General features: G+C 68.1%; 9 protein-coding genes. 7 read left to right on the plus strand and 2 right to left on the minus strand.

The annotated features are described in order from the left end of the window. The first annotated feature begins 101 nt into the window (after positions 1-101). Complete coding sequence (hflX, locus tag M2271_RS37050) at positions 102-1595, plus strand: GTPase HflX (RefSeq protein WP_280891861.1); 1494 nt, start codon at positions 102-104, stop codon at positions 1593-1595. 126 nt (positions 1596-1721) lie between these two features. Here the strand turns inward: hflX and M2271_RS37055 are convergent, their stop codons facing one another. After that, the gene (locus tag M2271_RS37055) at positions 1722-2942 is read right to left on the minus strand and encodes a hypothetical protein (protein ID WP_280891862.1); all 1221 of its coding nucleotides are present in this window, start codon (positions 2940-2942) and stop codon (positions 1722-1724) included. Positions 2943-3389: 447 nt separating this feature from the next. Between M2271_RS37055 and M2271_RS37060 the strand changes: the two genes are divergently transcribed. The 4 genes from M2271_RS37060 (at position 3390) to M2271_RS37075 (ending at position 9896) form a co-directional block, all read left to right on the plus strand. Continuing rightward, positions 3390-3539 (plus strand): hypothetical protein, encoded by a 150-nt coding sequence (locus M2271_RS37060; RefSeq protein WP_280891863.1) that lies wholly within the window; start codon positions 3390-3392, stop codon positions 3537-3539. 1049 nt (positions 3540-4588) lie between these two features. Further along, positions 4589-6571 (plus strand): IucA/IucC family protein, encoded by a 1983-nt coding sequence (locus tag M2271_RS37065; RefSeq protein WP_280891864.1) that lies wholly within the window; start codon positions 4589-4591, stop codon positions 6569-6571. A gap of 95 nt (positions 6572-6666) precedes the next feature. Next, positions 6667-7491, plus strand: a complete 825-nt coding sequence (locus M2271_RS37070) for a GNAT family N-acetyltransferase (protein ID WP_280891865.1) — start codon at positions 6667-6669, stop codon at positions 7489-7491. 419 nt (positions 7492-7910) lie between these two features. Beyond that, the gene (locus tag M2271_RS37075) at positions 7911-9896 is read left to right on the plus strand and encodes an ATP-dependent DNA helicase (RefSeq protein ID WP_280891866.1); all 1986 of its coding nucleotides are present in this window, start codon (positions 7911-7913) and stop codon (positions 9894-9896) included. A 150-nt stretch (positions 9897-10046) separates the two neighbouring features. Here the strand turns inward: M2271_RS37075 and lexA are convergent, their stop codons facing one another. Beyond that, complete coding sequence (lexA, locus tag M2271_RS37080; protein ID WP_280891867.1) at positions 10047-10826, minus strand: transcriptional repressor LexA; 780 nt, start codon at positions 10824-10826, stop codon at positions 10047-10049. Positions 10827-11391: 565 nt separating this feature from the next. Between lexA and nrdR the strand changes: the two genes are divergently transcribed. Together nrdR and M2271_RS37090 are read left to right on the plus strand one after the other, a co-directional pair. Then, positions 11392-11967 (plus strand): transcriptional regulator NrdR, encoded by a 576-nt coding sequence (gene nrdR / locus M2271_RS37085; RefSeq protein WP_280891868.1) that lies wholly within the window; start codon positions 11392-11394, stop codon positions 11965-11967. Between the two features lie 164 nt (positions 11968-12131). After that, a complete protein-coding gene (locus M2271_RS37090) occupies positions 12132-15026 on the plus strand; it encodes a vitamin B12-dependent ribonucleotide reductase (RefSeq protein ID WP_280891869.1) in 2895 nt (964 codons plus the stop codon). The last annotated feature ends 161 nt before the right edge of the window (positions 15027-15187 follow it).

Consider the following 15187-nt stretch of genomic DNA (forward strand, 5'->3'; position numbering starts at 1 on the left):
CCCGGGGTACTCGTGCGTTGAAAGCGATGACGCAGCAGCTCAGAAGCTCCGCTTTCCGCTCTGTCGCCGCCTATCGGAATCCCCATCGACGTAAGGACCCAATGACCTCCTCTTCATCTTCTTCCCAGGACACGCAGCGCTTCGAGCAGTCTCACCCCGAAGGTCTTCGGGCCGATGCCCTGATGGAAGAGGACGTCGCCTGGAGCCACGAGATCGACGGAGAGCGGGACGGCGACCAGTTCGACCGCGCCGACCGCGCGGCCCTGCGCCGCGTGGCCGGTCTCTCCACCGAACTCGAGGACGTCACCGAGGTCGAGTACCGCCAGCTCCGCCTGGAGCGTGTCGTGCTCGTCGGCGTCTGGACCTCGGGAACCGTGCAGGATGCGGAGAACTCCCTCGCGGAGCTCGCCGCCCTCGCGGAGACCGCGGGCGCGCTGGTGCTCGACGGCGTGATCCAGCGCCGCGACAAGCCCGACGCGGCCACCTACATCGGTTCCGGCAAGGCCGACGAGCTGCGGGACGTCGTCCTCGAAACGGGCGCGGACACCGTCATCTGCGACGGTGAGCTCAGCCCGGGCCAGCTCATTCACCTCGAAGACGTCGTCAAGGTCAAGGTCATCGACCGTACGGCCCTGATCCTCGACATCTTCGCCCAGCACGCCAAGTCCCGAGAGGGCAAGGCGCAGGTCGCGCTCGCGCAGATGCAGTACATGCTGCCGAGGCTGCGAGGCTGGGGTCAGTCGCTGTCCCGTCAGATGGGCGGCGGCAAGGGCGGCGGCCTCGCCACCCGTGGTCCCGGTGAGACCAAGATCGAGACGGACCGGCGCCGGATCCGCGAGAAGATGGCGAAGATGCGCCGGGAGATCGCGGACATGAAGACCGGCCGCGAGATCAAGCGCCAGGAGCGCAAGCGTCACAAGGTGCCGTCGGTCGCCATCGCGGGCTACACCAACGCCGGCAAGTCCTCGCTGCTCAACCGCCTTACGGGCGCGGGCGTGCTGGTCGAGAACTCCCTGTTCGCGACCCTCGACCCGACCGTGCGCCGGGCCGAGACCCCGAGCGGCCGCCTGTACACGCTGGCCGACACGGTCGGCTTCGTCCGGCACCTGCCGCACCACCTGGTCGAGGCGTTCCGCTCCACCATGGAGGAGGTCGGCGAGTCCGACCTGATCCTGCACGTGGTGGACGGCTCGCACCCGAACCCGGAGGAGCAACTGGCCGCGGTACGCGAGGTGATCAGGGACGTCGGCGCCACCGGCGTGCCCGAGATCGTCGTGATCAACAAGGCGGACGCGGCCGATCCGCTGACGCTCCAGCGGATGATGCGGCTCGAGAAGCGTGCGATCGCGGTCTCCGCCCGCACCGGACGGGGCATCAGCGAACTGCTCGCGTTGATCGACAACGAGCTGCCGCGACCCTCGGTGGAGATCGAGGCCCTCGTGCCGTACACCCACGGCAAGCTGGTCGCCCGTGCGCACGACGAGGGCGAGGTGATCTCCGCGGAGCACACCCCGGAGGGCACCCTGCTCAAGGCACGGGTGCACGAGGAACTGGCGGCGGATCTCGCGCTGTACGTTCCGGCACCGCTCGCCTGAGCCCGTCGTAGCGCGTTGAGAGCGTGAAGGCCCGCCCCCGCGTGAGGCGAGGGCGGGCCTTCAGCACATGCACATCACTGGCGGCCGCCCCTGCCTGTTGTGGGGCGGGCCGCCGGTACCATCACGTCACTGGTCTGCGGACTTCTTGCTGACGGAGTCGTACACAGCCTCGGCCACCTCGCCCAGGCGCGGTCCGGCCAGCCAGCCGGCGGTCGCCGGGCCGATCGAGGTGTTGGACACCAGCGCCGGCTTGCCGTCCGAGCCCGTGGCGACCCAACCGCCGCCGGACGAACCGCCGGTCATGGTGCAGCCGATCCGGTACATCGTCGGGTCCGCCTTGTTGATCGACAGCCGCCCCGGCTTGTCCTGGCACTGGTACAGCGCCTGCCCGTCGAACGGCGGCGCCGCCGGGTAACCCGTCGCCGTGACGCTGTCGACCTTCGTCACAGCCGGAGCCTTGAAGTTCACCGGAAGCGCCGAACCGATCGTCTCCTCCAGCGACTTGCCGCCGCCCTCCTCCGGGGTCACATGGATGACCGCGAAGTCGTACGAGGCACCGTCACCGCCCGTCTCACCGCCCTGCTCGATCCACTGGTCGGAGGTCTGAGCCCAGTCGCCCCACCAGACGCCGTACGGAGAGACCTCGTCCTTGGTGGCGTTCCGCAGCTCCTCGGCCGAGTTGCCCTCGTTGTTGTACGACGGCACGAACGCGATGTTGCGGTACCAGCCGCCGCTCTTGCCGGCGTGCACACAGTGGCCCGCCGTCCACACCATGTTGGACTTGCCGGGGTGGGCGGGGTCCTTGACGACCGTCGCCGAGCAGACCATCGTGCCCTCGGGGGAGTCGAAGAACACCTTGCCCGCCTCGGGGGCGTTGGCGTGGTACGCAGGCGACACGGCCTTCGCGTCCACCGGCTCGGGCGTCGGGTCGGTCACGCCCTGGTCACCGGCGAGGTCGCCGGCGTCGACGGCGTTGTCCGGGTCGTCGGCGTCGCGCATCCGGTCAGGGTTCCACAGTCCCTTGATGATGGGGTTGATGTAGTCGTCGGCCTCGCGCAGCCAGTCGTCCTTGTCCCAGTTCTTCCAGGCTCCGTTCTTCCACTTGTCGATGTTGATCCCGTGCTCTTTGAGCTTGTTCTTGATGTCGTCCGGGATCGTGATCTTGCCGTCGCCCTCGGACGCGGCGGAGGCGCTGGCATCGCCGCCCGCTTCGGCATCCCCCGAGCTGCAGGCGGTGGCGGTGAGCGCGAGGGCCGACGCGAGTGCGACGGCAGCCACCACGGGGGAGGTTCGGCGGCGCGCGTTCCTCCCCCGACGAGTGGTGAACGACGGCCGTATCGATCGCATGTGTGACTCCCCCTGAGTGGAAGAACGTGGTGCTCTGGTCGTGATCTTGGCCGAACTCCGCCGATCTGCTGTGATCTCACGCCGAGTTCATACCGGTCTCACGGACTTCGGGAACGGCCTCACACGATATGCGCTCGCCGAGGGGGACTTCCCACGGAACGGCAACGGTTTCGCTACGAGCTTTCTGACCTGGCAATTCATCCAGGAGCCAAGCTGTTCGGAGGGCCGATGAGCAGCGCGGCGCCTGCGGGGCGACAGGGGCATCACGCCCATCAGGGCGCCTCAACTGTCCAGTGTCCTGAGTCTCTGACGGTGCCGGACGAGCGGGATTGCGGTCATCGTCGGTCATCACGGCGAGCCCACCACGCGCGTGGTGCCCGTTCCGTCGGGATCCCGCAGCTCGACCGCCCACCGTCCGTCGTCCCCGCGCGTGGAGAAATACACACGATGAGCCGACGCCCCGGCCGACGTCCCAATGGAGAGGACGAGCGCGACAGAGCCCATGACGGCGAAGTCGAGAACGCCACGCTCGACGCACTTGTCACCTCCTTGCAGCCCGCCATCGACGCACTCGATCCCCCGCCCGCAGCGGGCTGAGAACCCGTCGTCCGAGGAGAAGATGCATCGGCCGTCCTCATGGGCCGATCCCCATCCATCTGGGTCCGTGCTGGACTGCAACGGGTAAGCCACGGCAAGGATCTTGGGGCAACCCGTAACCCGGTGAGGGGCCCGGGGTTGGTAGCGGTGGGGGCCTGGTGCCAGTGGTGGTCGGCCGGGTCTCTTGGGCCCAATTCCCTGGAGATTTCGAGCGAAGCCTCCGGGGTTTCGTATGTCGGGGCGGGCGAGGACGTGAGGAATCGCGGCCCCTGGACAGCGGGAGGACGGGGAGAATCGTGACCGAGACTGCGCCCGAGGAGACCACCGCGCATTACACCGGCGGGACCGCCGCTTCTGCGCTTGGCGGTGCTGAAGTGGGGCGCTCCGGTGTCGGCGCCGGGGCGCCGACGGGGGCGCGTTTCGCGTACGAGGGTGATCCGCGGGACTACGCACGCGAACTCGTATGCCGACGCTGGACTATGCGTTCGCGCGCACCCGCGTAGACGCACTGGCCGGGACGGTGGGACACGCCCGGACGGGGGCACAGGCCCAGACATCCACGCCTCGGCGGTCAGCTCATCCTTCGCCGAGCGGGTTGCCTCGGGCATCGCACATCTCCAACTGACTCCTCGACTTCTGTTTCCGCCTCTGCAATGCCCCGGCCCCGCGCCCGCGCCTTGCTTCGACACGACGCTGGATCACACCGGCGCACGAGCCAGGACAACCCTGAGGACCACGCCTTGAACGCCGACTCCACTCCCGCCGAATCCACTTCCGCTGGCTCCACTCCCGACAGCCTCACTTGCGCCCTCCCTCCAGGGAGCTCCTCCGGCACGGTGTCGCCGGGTCCTTCAGACGACTACGTTCCCCGGTCCCGTCAGACGCCGCCCCCGCCAACCGCGGCCGTTGCCGACCGACAGTTGGCGGAGCCCTCGGTTCGAGGACGAGCAGCCTCGCCCGGGGGAGAGCAGAGTCCCGCGCAACCAGGGGCAACCCTGATCCAGGGAAACACCCGGGCGCCGGGCGCGGGCTGGTCGGCGCAGGCGTCGTTGCTCGGCGACGCCCTGGACCTCCTTGAGCACCCCGACCCGCACACCGCAGCCGAGACCGCCGCCGTGGAGAACCTGCTCCGCTGCTGGGTACGCGAGGCCAACCTTCCTGCCTCCGACAACGGCATCCTCCGCATCCCACTTCCGGCCAGCGGCACAGCTCTCCTCGTCCCCGTCCACTACTGGTCCGCGACGGGATGGCACCGCTTCGGTATCCCGTACCTCGCCGACACCCCCGACCGGTCACCGCCGGCGGTCGCCGTCACGGTCGCCGCACTGCTCACCAGGGAGACGCTGAGCGATGCGACCCTGGGCGTCGGCCCCGTCGAACACACCGGTATCCAGGGGCCGGAAGCCGATCCCGCACCGACGCTCAACAACGTCTCACCTCCCACTCCCGCCCCCGCTGCGATCCCTCCCACAGTCACCCCTACAACTCGGACTGCCTTTCCTGCGCTCCCTTCACTTGCTTCCGCAGGGGCTGCCCACGTTCGCCCCCAGCCATCCGCCGGCGCCGCCGATCTCGTAGGGCGCGTGGCCGACTCCGTTCGTCGAACAGGCGTCTTCCTCGGGGAACGCCGAAAGCATCTCGCCGACGCCCCTGACCTCTTCCTCGCGGCCGAACAGGCACTCGTGCTCGGACACCCCCTTCACCCGACCCCGAAGAGCCGCGAAGGCCTCTCCGAGGCCGAAGCCCGGTTGTACTCACCCGAGTTGCGTGGCTCATTCCCCTTGCGCTGGTTGGCTGTCGCTCCTTCCGTACTCGCCACCGACTCGGCCTGGACCGAACGTGGCCGCCCCGTTGCCGCGGCCCAGCTCACTGCACGGCTCGCCGGAGCCGGGATGGCGTTGCCCGACGGTTACGCGGCCTTGCCGCTGCACCCGTGGCAGCTGCGTGAGGTCCGGCACCGTCCCGAGGCCGCGGCCCTGTTCGACGCCGGACTCCTCCAAGACCTCGGCACCCACGGTGTCCCATGGCACCCCACGTCCTCTCTGCGAACTGTCCATCGCTCCGACGCCCCCGCCATGCTCAAGCTGTCGCTGGGCCTGCGCATCACCAACTCCCGTCGTGAGAACCTCCGCAAGGAACTCCACCGTGGTGTCGAGGTCCACCGGCTGCTCCGAAGCGGCCTGGCCGGGCAGTGGCACGCCGCCCACCCCGGGTTCGACATCGTGCGCGACCCGGCCTGGCTCGCCGTGGACGGACCGGGCGGCGACCCCATGCTCGGACTCGACGTGATGATTCGCCACAACCCCTTCAGCCCATCGGACGACGTTTCCTGCATCGCCGGACTCGTCTCGCCCCGGCCCCGTGTCCCAGCAGGCACGCTCGAAGGAGGCCAGGACGCCGACCGACCTGCTCTGCGGTCCCGCCTCGCGGAAGTCGTCACACGCCTCGCCGGCCGGACCGGTCGTCCCCGAGGCACTATCGCCGCCGAGTGGTTCCTGCGCTACCTCGAGCAGGTGGTCCGTCCGGTGCTGTGGCTCGACGCGAAGGCAGGTATCGCCCTCGAAGCACACCAGCAGAACACGCTGCTCCTCCTGGACGGCGACGGCTGGCCCGTCGGCGGCCGTTACCGCGACAACCAGGGCTACTACTTCCGCACGTCCCGACGCGCGGAACTCGACGCCAGGCTGTCCGGAATCGGCGAGCACAGCGACACCTTCGTCTCCGATGAGGTCACCGACGAGCGATTCACGTACTACCTCGCGATCAACAACGTCCTCGGACTCATCGGAGCGTTCGGCTCCCAACGCCTGGCCGACGAACAGTTGCTGCTCGCCGCCTTCCGCCGCTTCCTCACAGATGTCGCCTCCGGCCCGGCCCGTCTGAGCAGCACCCTGCCCTCGCGCCTCCTCGACTCACCCGTCCTGCGCTGCAAGGCCAACTTGCTCACCCGTCTCCATGGCCTCGACGAACTTGCCGGCCCGGTGGACACCCAGTCCGTCTACGTCACCATCGCCAACCCTCTGCATCCCTGATCAGTACTCCCGACCACCACCAACTCCGTTCATGCCGCCAACTCCTTTCATTTCTGAGGAACATGACCCACCCCCCTCCTGAGAGGAGCGTCACCGTGCCTCCCACCGACGCGAACGCCAACGCCGGTACCGCCCGTGTCGGCATCCGCGCCGACGCGAGACCGCGAACGGGCGAAAACAACACCCACCCGGGCGCACGCGTGGGCAGCCTGGACACGCATGACACGCTGGACCTGCGTCTGTCCGGCGAACTCCTCGTGCTCTTCCAGGAGGCGGGAGTCTCCGCAGGCACCGCCCGGCTCGGGAGCGAGGGCACGACAACGCCCGCTTCCTTCCTCCCGGCAACTGACGACCCGCTCGATCGCGTCGCCGACTGGGGTCCTATCGCCACCCCCGTGGGCGCGTTCCAGCTCGTGCCCGTTCACCCGGAAAGGGACCTACCTCTTGTCAGCCGCTGGATGAACGACCCCGCCGTCGCGGAGTTCTGGGCACTCGCCGGACCTCAGACCGTCACCGATGAACACCTGCGAGCCCAACTCGCCGACGACGGGCGCAGTGTCCCGTGCCTCGGTGTGCTGGAGGGCATTCCGATGAGTTACTGGGAGATCTACCGTGCGGACCTTGATCCGCTGGCCCGGTACTATCACGCCCGCCCCCACGACACCGGTATCCACCTCCTCATCGGCGGTGTCGCCGACCGGGGCAGGGGTGTCGGCAGCGCTCTGCTCAAAGCCGTAGTCGATCTCGTGTTCGCCAAACGGTGCGCCTGTGCCCGCCTTGTCGCGGAACCCGACCTTCGCAACATTCCCTCTATCGCCGCCTTTCTGGGCGCTGGTTTCCTTTTCTCCGCCGAGGTCGACCTGCCCGCCAAGCGGGCCGCCCTCATGGTCCGAGATCGATCCTTGCGCCATCTGCTGTGACGTCACGTCGAAGCGTCATCACTTTTGGTACACCGCTCGCGCCGATCCGGTTCCCACTCGCGCTGAACGGATTTCCAGCAGCACCGAACACATCCCAGCCGAGCCGATGTCCGTCGGCCACGGCCTCGCGATCCGAGCCGTGACCAGCACGATTCCACCTGACCGCATGCGCGAGCCGTGCCCTGACCAGCACCGCCACCGCGGTGATCGCCTCCGCCCTGGAGCTCTACCGGCCCACTGGCAGACGAACCGAAGCGATCTCGGCCGTCAAACGATCCAGCCCGAACCGGAACCGGCCAAGCCCAACCGCCACCCCGACCGATACGATCCATGCCCAAGGAGCACCTGGTCTTGATCCCGTCCCTGGTCCCCGCCTTGGTCACCCGTTTGTCAGTGCCGGGTCGTAGGGTGGTCGCGCTATGACGAAGCCCTCACTCCCCGAACTCCTGCATGCTGCCGTCGCCGCCGTCGGCGGTACCGAGCGCCCTGGCCAGGTGACCATGGCCGAAGCGGTCGCGGACGCGATCGACGACAACTCCCATCTGCTGGCCCAGGCCGGCACCGGCACCGGAAAGTCGCTGGGCTATCTCGTGCCCGCGCTCGCGCACGGGGAGCGAGTCGTCGTAGCGACCGCCACTCTCGCGCTGCAGCGCCAACTCGTTGAGCGGGACCTGCCGCGCACAGTCGAGTCTTTGCATCCGCTGCTGCGCCGCCGACCGGAGTTCGCGATGCTCAAGGGCCGGTCGAACTACCTGTGTCTGCACCGCCTCCACGAGGGCGTCCCGCAGGACGAGGAGGAGGGCCTCTTCGACCAGTTCGAGGCGGCGGCACCCACCAGCAAGCTGGGCCAGGACCTGCTGCGGCTGCGCGACTGGTCGGACGAGACCGAGACCGGTGACCGCGACGACCTCACGCCCGGTGTGTCCGATCGGGCGTGGGCACAGGTGTCGGTCTCCTCGCGGGAGTGCCTGGGCGCCACGAAATGCGCGTACGGCGCCGAGTGCTTCGCGGAGATGTCCCGGGAGCGCGCCAAACTGGCCGACGTCGTCGTCACCAATCACGCGTTGCTCGCGATCGACGCCATCGAGGGTGCCCCGGTTCTCCCGCAGCACGAGGTACTGATCGTCGACGAGGCGCACGAACTCGTCTCGCGCGTCACTGGGGTGGCCACCGGCGAGCTCACCCCGGGCCAGGTCAACCGCGCGGTGCGCCGTGCCGCGAAGCTGGTCAACGAGAAAGCCGCCGACCAGCTCCAGACCGCCGCCGAGGGCTTTGAGCGACTGATGGAGCTGGCCCTGCCGGGTCGCCTGGAAGAGATCCCCGAGGACCTCGGCTACGCGCTCATGGCACTGCGGGACGCGTGCCGGACCGTGATCTCCGGGATCGGCGCGACCCGGGACAAGTCCGTCCAGGACGAGGACGCGGTACGCAAGCAGGCGCTGGCCTCGGTGGAGGGCGTGCACGACGTGGCGGAGCGGATCACGAACGGTTCCGAGTGGGATGTCGTCTGGTACGAGCGACACGACCGTTTCGGCGCCTCCCTGCGCGTCGCCCCCATGTCCGTATCGGGTCTGCTGAGGGAGAAGCTCTTCGCGGACCGCTCGGTGATCCTGACGTCCGCCACCTTGAAACTGGGCGGTGACTTCAATGGTGTCGGCGCTTCGCTGGGCCTCGCTCCCGAGGGCACGGAGGGCGAGGACGTTCCGCAATGGAAGGGTGTCGATGTCGGCTCGCCCTTCGACTATCCCAGGCAGGGCATCCTGTACGTCGCCAAGCACCTGGCGCGCCCCGCGCGGGACGGTGACCGCGCGGACATGCTCGACGAGCTCACGGACCTGATCCAGGCGGCCGGCGGCCGCACCCTGGGCCTGTTCTCCTCGATGCGGGGCGCCCAACTCGCCGCCGAGGAACTGCGCTCCCGTATCCCCGAGTTCCCGATCCTCCTGCAGGGCGAGGAGACACTCGGTGAGCTGATCAAGAACTTCGCGGCCGATCCGAAGACCTGTCTGTTCGGCACGCTGTCGCTCTGGCAGGGCGTCGACGTCCCCGGGCCCAGCTGTCAGCTGGTCGTCATGGACAAGATCCCGTTCCCGCGGCCGGACGACCCGCTGATGAGCGCCCGCCAGAAGGCAGTGGAGGACGCCGGCGGCAACGGCTTCATGGCTGTCGCAGCCACCCATGCGGCCCTTCTCATGGCTCAGGGCGCCGGCCGCCTCGTACGAGCGTCAGGGGATCGCGGGGTGGTCGCCGTACTGGACCAGCGACTGGCCACGGCGCGGTACGGGAGCTACCTGAAGACGTCACTGCCCGACTTCTGGTACACGACGGACCGTAACCAGGTCCGGAAGTCGCTGGCCGCGATCGACTCGGTGGCGAAGCAGGCGGAAGAGGCGGAGGCGGAGTGACCGGTGGGTGGCCTGTCCGGCGCCGGACAGGCCACCCACCGGGCCGAGCCGGTGGTCACCCGGGGACGAACAGCGCAGGGCCCCGGAACCGGCGCAGGGGTCCCGGGGCCCGGTCAGAGGACGGGACCTGAGGCCCGTCCGCCGCAGCCGTCACACGCGCCGCAGCACCGCCACCACCTTGCCCAGGATGGTGGCGTCGTCGCCCGGGATCGGCTCGTAGGCGGAGTTGTGCGGGAGGAGCCAGACGTGGCCGTCCTCGCGCTTGAAGCGCTTGACAGTGGCCTCGCCGTCGAGCATCGCGGCCACGATGTCACCGTTCTCAGCGACCGGCTGGCGCCGGACGGTGACCCAGTCGCCGTCACAGATCGCGGCCTCGATCATCGAGTCGCCGACGACCTTGAGGACGAACAGCTCACCGTCACCGACCAGCTGGCGGGGAAGAGGGAAGACGTCCTCAACGGATTCTTCCGCGAGGATCGGGCCACCGGCGGCGATGCGGCCGACCAGCGGGACGTACGACGCGGCGGGCTTGCCCGCGGTGTCGGTGGGCTGCGCCGACGAGGACTGGTCCGAGCCGCGCACCTCGTACGCGCGCGGGCGGTGGGGGTCGCGGCGCAGGAAGCCCTTGCGCTCCAGTGCCATCAGCTGGTGGGCGACGGAGGAGGTGCTGGAAAGGCCGACTGCCTGGCCGATCTCCCGCATTGACGGTGGGTAGCCGCGCCGCTGCACGGAGTCCCTGATGACCTCGATCACCCGCCGCTGCCGGTCGGTCAGCCCTGAGCTGTCCGCCCGGATGCCGGGAGGTCGGCCCGGCAGGGAGCGCTTGTGCCCCTCGGGATTCGTGGCTTCGTTCATCGCATGCACCGGCTCAAGTCGGCCCTGGGAGCGTTCCTGGGCAGTGATGGTGGCACTGTCTGCGGTGGTGGTCACGTCGGCCCCTCTCGATGGTCTCCCTGCTGGACAACGGTAGTTGCTTTCGAAAGGTTGCGCCAAACACACGTTCGAGTGAAAAAACGCGAATAGCCTGACTTGATCATGTGTTTGGGTGTACAGCTGACGCGGCACCTAGCGGGCAAAAGGCCTCATTGTTGTACTCTTCACCGCCGGGGTGTCGACCTCGTGGGTGCCGCCCCAGTTTGCCATCCGTCATCCCGTCGACCGGGAACCGGCCCCCACCTCTGCGGGAACCCCACGTGCTCTCCCTGCGGCGCCCACGGTATCTCCGCATGTGGCGAAGCGATACTGCTGCGCGCCCTCATGTGTCGCTGCGGCGTACGGTCCGGTGGCGCATGCCCCCCTGCGGGAGCGACACGCGCGTACGGCATGCGTGTATGAGCCAATCCCCACATCTAGTGGTTGGATTGCGGCAGTAGCCCAGAAGTTGTGGTCCCCCGGGTCTTCGCGCCCTCGGAGATCGCCTATGCTGGGGCTGCTTCGTGGGGCCCGAGAGGCCTCTTGAGGCTATCGAGTCTGCTCTGAGGAGGGTTGGGAGATCATGCACTGCCCCTTCTGTAGGCATCCCGACAGCCGCGTCGTCGACAGTCGTACGACCGACGACGGCACGTCGATCCGTAGGCGCCGCCAGTGTCCGGACTGCTCCCGTCGTTTCACGACCGTGGAGACGTGCTCGCTCATGGTGGTCAAGCGGTCCGGAGTCACCGAGCCGTTCAGTCGTACCAAGGTCATCAATGGTGTGCGCAAGGCATGCCAGGGACGGCCTGTCACCGAGGACGCGCTCGCCCAACTCGGCCAGCGGGTCGAGGAGGCGGTGCGGGCCACCGGGAGTGCCGAGCTGACCACCCACGACGTGGGGTTGGCCATACTCGGCCCGTTGCAGGAACTCGACCTCGTCGCCTATCTGCGGTTCGCCTCCGTCTACCGGGCGTTCGACTCGCCCGAGGACTTCGAGGCAGCCATCGCGGAACTCAGGGCGACGGGGTCCCCGGCCGCGGACAACGAGGACCGCGAGGGTGCCGTCGACGGCGAGGGCGCCGTCGCGGGGAGCCAGGAAAGCGACCTCGGGTCCGGGGGTACTGCTCAGGTCCCCGAGCCCGCACGCGTCGCTGACTGACCGGCGGGTCGGACCGGAGCCTCAAACTACGGGGCCGGCCGGGCGGCGGTGAGGAATAGACCTGTTGCGGGGTAGCACGTGAGTGCCCGCAACACCAGACAGAACACCGTGTCACGGGAACATCGTGGCACTTCAGGGCGTTTTAGCCCGTACAGGGAGGCGGCATGACAGAGACGGCGAGCGGTCCGGCACGGAGTTCCCGCGCCAAGGGCACCAAGGCGACCAAGGGACTGCGTATCGAGCGCATCCACACCACCCCCGGCGTGCATCCGTACGACGAGGTGTCCTGGGAGCGCCGTGACGTCGTCATGACCAACTGGCGCGACGGCTCGGTCAACTTCGAGCAGCGTGGCGTCGAGTTCCCCGGCTTCTGGTCGGTGAACGCGGTCAACATCGTCACCAGCAAGTACTTCCGGGGTGCCGTGGGCACCCCGCAGCGCGAGACCAGCCTCAAGCAGCTGATCGACCGCATCGTGAAGACGTACCGGAAGGCCGGCGAGGACTACAAGTACTTCGCCTCGCCTGCCGACGCCGAGATTTTCGAGCACGAGCTGGCGTACGCCCTCCTGCACCAGATCTTCAGCTTCAACAGTCCCGTCTGGTTCAACGTCGGCACGCCCCAGCCCCAGCAGGTCTCCGCCTGCTTCATCCTGTCCGTCGACGACTCCATGGAGTCGATCCTCGACTGGTACAAGGAAGAGGGCATGATCTTCAAGGGCGGCTCCGGCGCCGGCCTCAACCTCTCCCGTATCCGTTCCTCCAAGGAACTGCTGTCCTCCGGAGGCAACGCCTCCGGCCCGGTCTCCTTCATGCGCGGCGCCGACGCCTCCGCAGGAACGATCAAGTCCGGTGGCGCCACCCGCCGTGCAGCCAAGATGGTCATTCTCGACGTCGACCACCCCGACATCGAGAACTTCATCGAGACCAAGGTCAAGGAAGAGGAGAAGATCCGCGCCCTGCGTGACGCGGGCTTCGACATGGACCTGGGCGGCGACGACATCACGTCCGTCCAGTACCAGAACGCCAACAACTCGGTCCGGGTGAACGACGAGTTCATGAAGGCGGTCGAGGGGGACGGCAAGTTCGGTCTGCGTGCCCGCATGACCGGGGAGGTCATCGAGGAGGTCGACGCCAAGTCGCTCTTCCGTAAGATGGCCGAGGCGGCCTGGGCCTGCGCAGACCCCGGTATCCAGTACGACGACACCATCAACGCGTGGCACACCTGCCCGGAGTCCGGCCGTATCAACGGCTCGAACCCGTGCAGCGAGTACATGCACCTGGACAACACGTCCTGCAACCTCGCCTCGCTGAACCTGATGAAGTTCCTCAAGGACGACAGCAAGGGTCACCAGTCCTTCGAGATCGAGCGCTTCACCAAGGTCGTCGAGCTTGTCATCACCGCGATGGACATCTCCATCTGCTTCGCGGACTTCCCGACGCAGAAGATCGGCGAGAACACGCGCGCGTTCCGCCAGCTCGGCATCGGTTACGCCAACCTCGGCGCCCTGCTGATGGCGACCGGCCACGCGTACGACTCCGACGGCGGCCGCGCCCTCGCCGGATCCATCACCTCCCTGATGACCGGCACGTCGTACAGGCGTTCCGCCGAAATCGCCGCGGTCGTCGGCCCGTATGACGGCTACGCCCGCAACGCCCAGCCGCACCTGCGCGTCATGAAGCAGCACTCGGACGCCAACACCGTTGCCGTTCGCGTGGACGACCTGGACACGCCGATCTGGGCCGCCGCCACGGAGGCATGGCAGGACGTGCTGCACCTCGGTGAGAAGAACGGTTTCCGCAACTCCCAGGCGTCCGTCATCGCCCCGACCGGCACCATCGGTCTGGCGATGTCCTGCGACACCACCGGCCTCGAGCCCGACCTCGCCCTGGTCAAGTTCAAGAAGCTGGTCGGCGGCGGCTCGATGCAGATCGTCAACGGCACCGTCCCGCAGGCCCTGCGCCGTCTGGGTTACCAGGAGGAGCAGATCGAGGCGGTCGTCGCCCACATCGCCGAGAACGGCAATGTGATCGACGCTCCGGGCCTCAAGCACGAGCACTACGAGGTGTTCGACTGTGCCATGGGCGAGCGCTCCATCTCCGCTATGGGCCACGTCCGCATGATGGCAGCGATCCAGCCGTGGATCTCCGGCGCGCTCTCCAAGACGGTCAACCTGCCGGAGTCGGCGACCGTCAAGGACGTCGAAGAGGTCTACTTCGAGGCATGGAAGATGGGCGTCAAGGCCCTCGCCATCTACCGCGACAACTGCAAGGTCGGCCAGCCGCTCTCCGCCAAGACCAAGGAGAAGGAGAAGGCCGAGGTCACGGAGAAGGTCGAGGCGACCATCCGCGAGACGGTCGAGAAGATCGTCGAGTACCGTCCGGTCCGTAAGCGCCTTCCCAAGGGCCGTCCCGGCATCACGACGTCCTTCACCGTAGGCGGTGCTGAGGGCTACATGACCGCCAACTCCTACCCGGACGACGGTCTCGGCGAGGTCTTCCTGAAGATGTCGAAGCAGGGCTCGACCCTCGCGGGCATGATGGACGCCTTCTCCATCGCGGTCTCCGTCGGCCTTCAGTACGGAGTGCCGCTGGAGACGTACGTATCGAAGTTCACGAACATGCGCTTCGAGCCGGCCGGTATGACGGACGACCCGGACGTGCGGATGGCGCAGTCGATCGTCGACTACATCTTCCGCCGTTTGGCGTTGGACTTCCTTCCCTTCGAGACGCGTTCCGCGCTCGGCATCCACTCCGCCGAGGAGCGTCAGCGTCACCTGGAGACCGGTTCGTACGAGCCGTCCGAGGACGAGGTCGACGTCGAGGGACTGGCCCAGTCTGCGCCGCGGGCCCAGGAGCTGAAGGCCGTAGCCACGCCGAAGCCCGAGTTCGAGGCAGCCATGCCCGCCCCGCAGCAGGCCCACACCAGCGCCGAACTGGTGGAGATGCAGCTGGGCATCCAGGCCGACGCCCCGCTGTGCTTCTCCTGCGGTACGAAGATGCAGCGGGCCGGCTCCTGCTACATCTGCGAGGGCTGCGGCTCGACCAGCGGCTGCAGCTGATTCCGCACTCCCTCGGGGTGTGAACTCCTGGTCAGGGCGGTGGGGGCGGGTTTCCCGCGCCACCCCCCCCCCGCCGGCGCGGCGGGCGCGCGGTGAACCCCCACCCCCCACGGAGCCCCCGCCAGGGGGGGTTACCCGCGGGGGGCCCCAGGACCGGGCCG

This window comes from Streptomyces sp. LBL, assembly GCF_029893585.1.
GTDB lineage: Bacteria > Actinomycetota > Actinomycetes > Streptomycetales > Streptomycetaceae > Streptomyces.

What these genes read in the sequence shown, in the direction of transcription:
- M2271_RS37060 (WP_280891863.1), top strand. Translation starts at nt 3,390, where the DNA reads ATGAGCCGACGCCCCGGCCGACGTCCCAATGGAGAGGACGAGCGCGAC.
- M2271_RS37055 (WP_280891862.1), bottom strand. Translation starts at nt 2,942, where the DNA reads ATGCGATCGATACGGCCGTCGTTCACCACTCGTCGGGGGAGGAACGCG.
- M2271_RS37090 (WP_280891869.1), top strand. Translation starts at nt 12,132, where the DNA reads ATGACAGAGACGGCGAGCGGTCCGGCACGGAGTTCCCGCGCCAAGGGC.
- M2271_RS37075 (WP_280891866.1), top strand. Translation starts at nt 7,911, where the DNA reads ATGACGAAGCCCTCACTCCCCGAACTCCTGCATGCTGCCGTCGCCGCC.
- nrdR (WP_280891868.1), top strand. Translation starts at nt 11,392, where the DNA reads ATGCACTGCCCCTTCTGTAGGCATCCCGACAGCCGCGTCGTCGACAGT.
- hflX (WP_280891861.1), top strand. Translation starts at nt 102, where the DNA reads ATGACCTCCTCTTCATCTTCTTCCCAGGACACGCAGCGCTTCGAGCAG.